At 64.6% G+C, this 3,833-nt stretch carries 4 protein-coding genes and 1 pseudogene; 4 read left to right on the top strand and 1 reads right to left on the bottom strand.

Features of this window, described 5'->3' with window-relative positions; translation table 11 throughout:
• Window positions 1-158: 158 nt before the first annotated feature.
• Entirely contained in the window at window positions 159-800 is a 642-nt protein-coding gene (locus YO9_RS0115900; protein ID WP_016998381.1) for a DUF4245 domain-containing protein, read from the bottom strand.
• A 144-nt stretch (window positions 801-944) separates the two neighbouring features.
• Between YO9_RS0115900 and glpX the strand changes: the two are divergent.
• From glpX to YO9_RS0115875, 4 genes and pseudogenes are all read left to right on the top strand, one after another.
• Window positions 945-1,956: pseudogene (gene glpX / locus YO9_RS0115890) on the top strand (class II fructose-bisphosphatase).
• A 135-nt stretch (window positions 1,957-2,091) separates the two neighbouring features.
• The gene (locus YO9_RS0115885) at window positions 2,092-2,328 is read left to right on the top strand and encodes a hypothetical protein (RefSeq protein WP_016998379.1); all 237 of its coding nucleotides are present in this window, start codon (window positions 2,092-2,094) and stop codon (window positions 2,326-2,328) included.
• The gene (locus tag YO9_RS0115880; RefSeq protein WP_223286715.1) at window positions 2,304-2,612 is read left to right on the top strand and encodes a hypothetical protein; all 309 of its coding nucleotides are present in this window, start codon (window positions 2,304-2,306) and stop codon (window positions 2,610-2,612) included. Before YO9_RS0115885 ends, YO9_RS0115880 begins: the two co-directional genes overlap by 25 nt.
• On the top strand, window positions 2,609-3,526 hold the full coding sequence (locus YO9_RS0115875) for a hypothetical protein (protein ID WP_223286714.1): 918 nt from the start codon (window positions 2,609-2,611) through the stop codon (window positions 3,524-3,526). The genes YO9_RS0115880 and YO9_RS0115875 overlap by 4 nt, the downstream gene beginning before the upstream one ends.
• Window positions 3,527-3,833: the final 307 nt, after the last annotated feature.

Here is a 3,833-nt window from a genome sequence, read left to right as displayed (position 1 = left end):
CACAGGTTGACACCCTGCGTACGCGTGCGAACCTCTACCTCAGATGCCGGGCGACCTACAAAGTGCGCGAACCTCTGCCCGAGATGTAGGTAGCCCAGCGAATGTGGCGAACCTCTACCTCAGATGTACGTCACCACGCCGGAAGCGGGTCTTTGAACTCAGCGCCCCTCGGCCAGCGCCTTCGCGACGTGCTCGAACTCGCCCTCGGTGGCCTTGCCCGTGAGGATCACGGTGGAGTCGTTGAGCTTTCCGACCCACGCGGTGAACTCTTCCTGCTTACCCGACGGGTCGCGGTGGTGAATGTCCCATGAGATGCCACCTACGTTCTTCTGCCCGGTCGCGGGAATCAGTTCTGTGCGCTGAGCCAACCATGTGGGGTTGGATTCGGCGGTCTGCACCATTTCGACCAACCGGTAATTGGGGGAGAGGTAACCAACGCTCCACAGGGGAACGCCTTCTTGGGAGTTGGCCTGCCAGCGAGCGTAATTGGCGGTCCAATCCTCGCCGAGTTCGGGGGCGGCGGGCTTGAAGTCTGCCTGCTCCGCGACGAAGCCGGCTTCCTCGGAGACGTTGACATCAGCGCGGTAGGGCTGAGCATCCGGCTTCGGCGCGAGCCACAAGAACGGCAGGATCAGCATGAGCAGCACCGCCATGGAGATGATCATGCCGCGGATCGGGGCGTTGATCTTGGCCGCCTGCTTGGTGGTGATCTGGGGCAGCGGGGCGCCTTCCTCCGGGGTCGCGGAGGTGACCTGAGGCTCGTCAGGTTTGCGGGGCGGCGTCGTAGCTGAATCACTCACCCCTCTATTGTGCCGTGCCGTGACATACCCGCCCAATCGGACAAGGCCGGGGATATGCTGGAAACGCACGCAAGGCTTGTGTGCTCGCCCACGAACACGTGCGTCGCGAGATACACGAGCGCAGCTGACTCGAAGGTGAGGAACATGGCGACTCAAACAACCGCAGGTAGCGCTTCAGGTAACGCGGCGGACCGAAATCTGGCCCTGGAACTGGTCCGCGTTACGGAGGCTGCCGCAATTGCCGGTGGTCACTGGGTTGGCGCGGGTGACAAGAACCGAGCGGACGGCGCGGCAGTGGACGCCATGCGTTCGTTCCTGTCCACGGTGAGCTTCAACGGAACCGTGGTGATTGGTGAGGGCGAGAAGGACGAAGCCCCATGCTCTACAACGGCGAACAGGTGGGCGACGGCAGCGGCCCCGCCTCGGACGTGGCCGTGGACCCCATTGACGGAACTCGACTGACCGCTCTGGGTATGAACAACGCCCTGGCCGTGATCGCCGTGGCCGATGGCGGTTCGATGTTCGACCCCTCCGCTGTGTTCTACATGGACAAGCTCGTGGTCGGCCCGGAAGCCGCTGACATGGTGGACCTGCGTCTGCCCGTCAAGCAGAACCTGCACCTCGTGGCCAAGCCCGCGGCGTGAAGACCAACCAGCTCACCGTCTGCGTGCTGGACCGTCCCCGTCACCAGGGTCTCGTGGAGGAAATCCGCGCGACCGGTGCCCGTACGCGCATGATTCTCGACGGCGACGTCGCCGGCGCCATCGCCGCGTGCCGCGAGGGAACCGGCGTTGACGTGATGATGGGCATCGGCGGAACCCCGGAAGGCATCGTGACCGCGTGCGCAGTGAAGGCCACCGGCGGCGTGATCCAGGGTCGCCTGGCTCCCACCGATGAGGCCGAAAGGGAGAAGGCAGCCGAGGCCGGTCTGGATGTAGATCGCATCCTGACCACCGACGAACTGGTGACCTCGGACAACTGCTTCTTCGCAGCGACCGGCATCACCGACGGCGACCTGCTGCGCGGTGTTCGTTACCGCGGGCCCAAGATCACCACTCAGTCCATCGTGATGCGTTCCAAGTCCGGCACCGTCCGTATGGTCGAGGCCGAGCACGTGGCCAAGAAGTGGGAGAAGTACGAGCGCGGCAACAACTGATCTACCACTGCACTACTGAACTCTTCGGAGTGAACCAGCACTCGCGCGTGATTGCCCCACGGGGTGGTCAGGCGCGAGTGCTGTCCGCAGCTAAGCTGTATGACGGTGTGCTGGGGACTAACGAAAGGACGCACCGTGTCATTGAGCGTGAACCCGTGTGACAACCGGAAAACGTGGGACGCCAGGGTTCGCGTAACCGGCGGAAATCCCCAGCTGCTGTGGGGTATTGGTGAGGCGGAAGCCCTCACGGATGAGCAGATCAGCGTGGAACGCGTGATGGTCAATCGCGCGAACCAGACGATCGGCTACGGCCAGCTGTTGATCTACCCCGAAGACAAGCACACGGTGTGGACGCGAAGTCCCTGCACGTAAAGAGTCCCCACGAACTCGTCAAAGTGCTCGGTGCGCTACAGGACTATGCCCGTGAGAAGCACAACGGCGCAGTACTGCGCTTGAGCCCCGATACCGCGGTCACCCCGCAGCTGCTCACCGATCTCGAAGAGGCGGGGTATCGCCGTCGTGACAAGATCCGCAAGGGCGAGGCCGGACCGCGCGAACTGATCGTGCGCCTGGCGAGACCGAGAGCGACCTGTCCAAGCGACTGTCCAGTGGCACCCTCGAGCGTTGCCGTGCCGGACTCAAGGTGGCCGGCGTGAAGGTGCGCCGCGTCTCCGCCAACACCCAGAGCCTGGCCAACGTGGGTCTGCGCACCGCGCACATCGACGATCTGCTCAAGGCCGTGGGCCAGGATTCCGTGTTCTTGGTTGCCACCGAACAGGCCGAGGGCGAGCAGGAGACCGCCTTGGGCTACTTGTGGTTCGTACACACGGGCGAATCGGCTTTGCTCTACCGCGTGGGATTCACCGACCGCGCTCGCCAACTGGGCGTGGACGACGCACTCCTGCTCACCGGATTGGTGCAGCTCCAACAGCGGCGAGTGCACAAGGTGGTCGCCGGCGACCCCGATGCCGAGAGCGCCTCCGTAGTGCTGCGTGAGCTCGCCGAAGAACAGCGCGAGATCCTGGGCGTCTGGGAGTATCCGCTGGTCAGCGCCTATCAGCTGGCTGGCCGCGCTGAGAAGACCCGCCACAAGATTTTCGGGCAGCGCCCGCCCAAGAAGAAGCGCCGCTCCAAGGTCCTTGCCGCCCAGCCCGCTCGTGACGGCGATCCTGCCGCACCCGAAACCGGATCCCTCGCCGCGCAAGAGGCCAACGACGCCGTCGACGCCGATCCGGACCTCGCTCGTCAGCCCGCCGCCCCGAAGCAGAAAAAGCAGCCGAAGTCGGCCAAGCCGGCGGCAGCGGTTTCCGAGAGTTCCTCTGGGGACACCAAGACAGCTGACACTTCCGAAGCGCCCTCCAACGCTAAGAAGTCTCGAAGCTTGCCCAAGGTCTCGGTCCCCAAAGTTTCCATGCCCACGCGCCCGTCGTTCATGAAAAAGGACGACGACGCCGCCTCGGGTGCCGACTCGAACGGCACCGCTCCTTCCGAGCGCGGCAAGGTCCGCGGCTTTGCGCGTCGAGTCGTGGATGAGGGCACCGCCGCCATCCGCGACGCAGCACGCTGGTAAGACTCACCCTCCTGGGGCGAGACACGTGAAGGGTCGTTAGGGCCATCGGGGACACCTCAGGCGCCGTTGGGACCCTTTTCATCAGCGTGGAAGGTTCTAACGACACTTCAGATGTGGTTGTGGGTTCTAACGCAACCCCACGCGTAGCGAGGCTCAGTGGGGCTCAGCGCGGCGCGGCGAGGCACAGTGCGGCTCAGTGCGGAACCGCAGCAGCCGCAACTACCGCCCCGAAATGAGCGACGTCGCCCGGGCCACCAAGGGCGCGGGCAGCACGCGGGTGAGGGCCTCCACCGCGTGGAAGGTGCGA

Source organism: Kocuria atrinae C3-8, assembly GCF_000286355.1.
GTDB classification, from domain to species: Bacteria; Actinomycetota; Actinomycetes; order Actinomycetales; family Micrococcaceae; genus Kocuria; species Kocuria atrinae_A.
The sequence above is the reverse complement of the archived record's forward strand: the minus strand, read 5'-3'. Positions and strand labels throughout refer to the sequence as shown.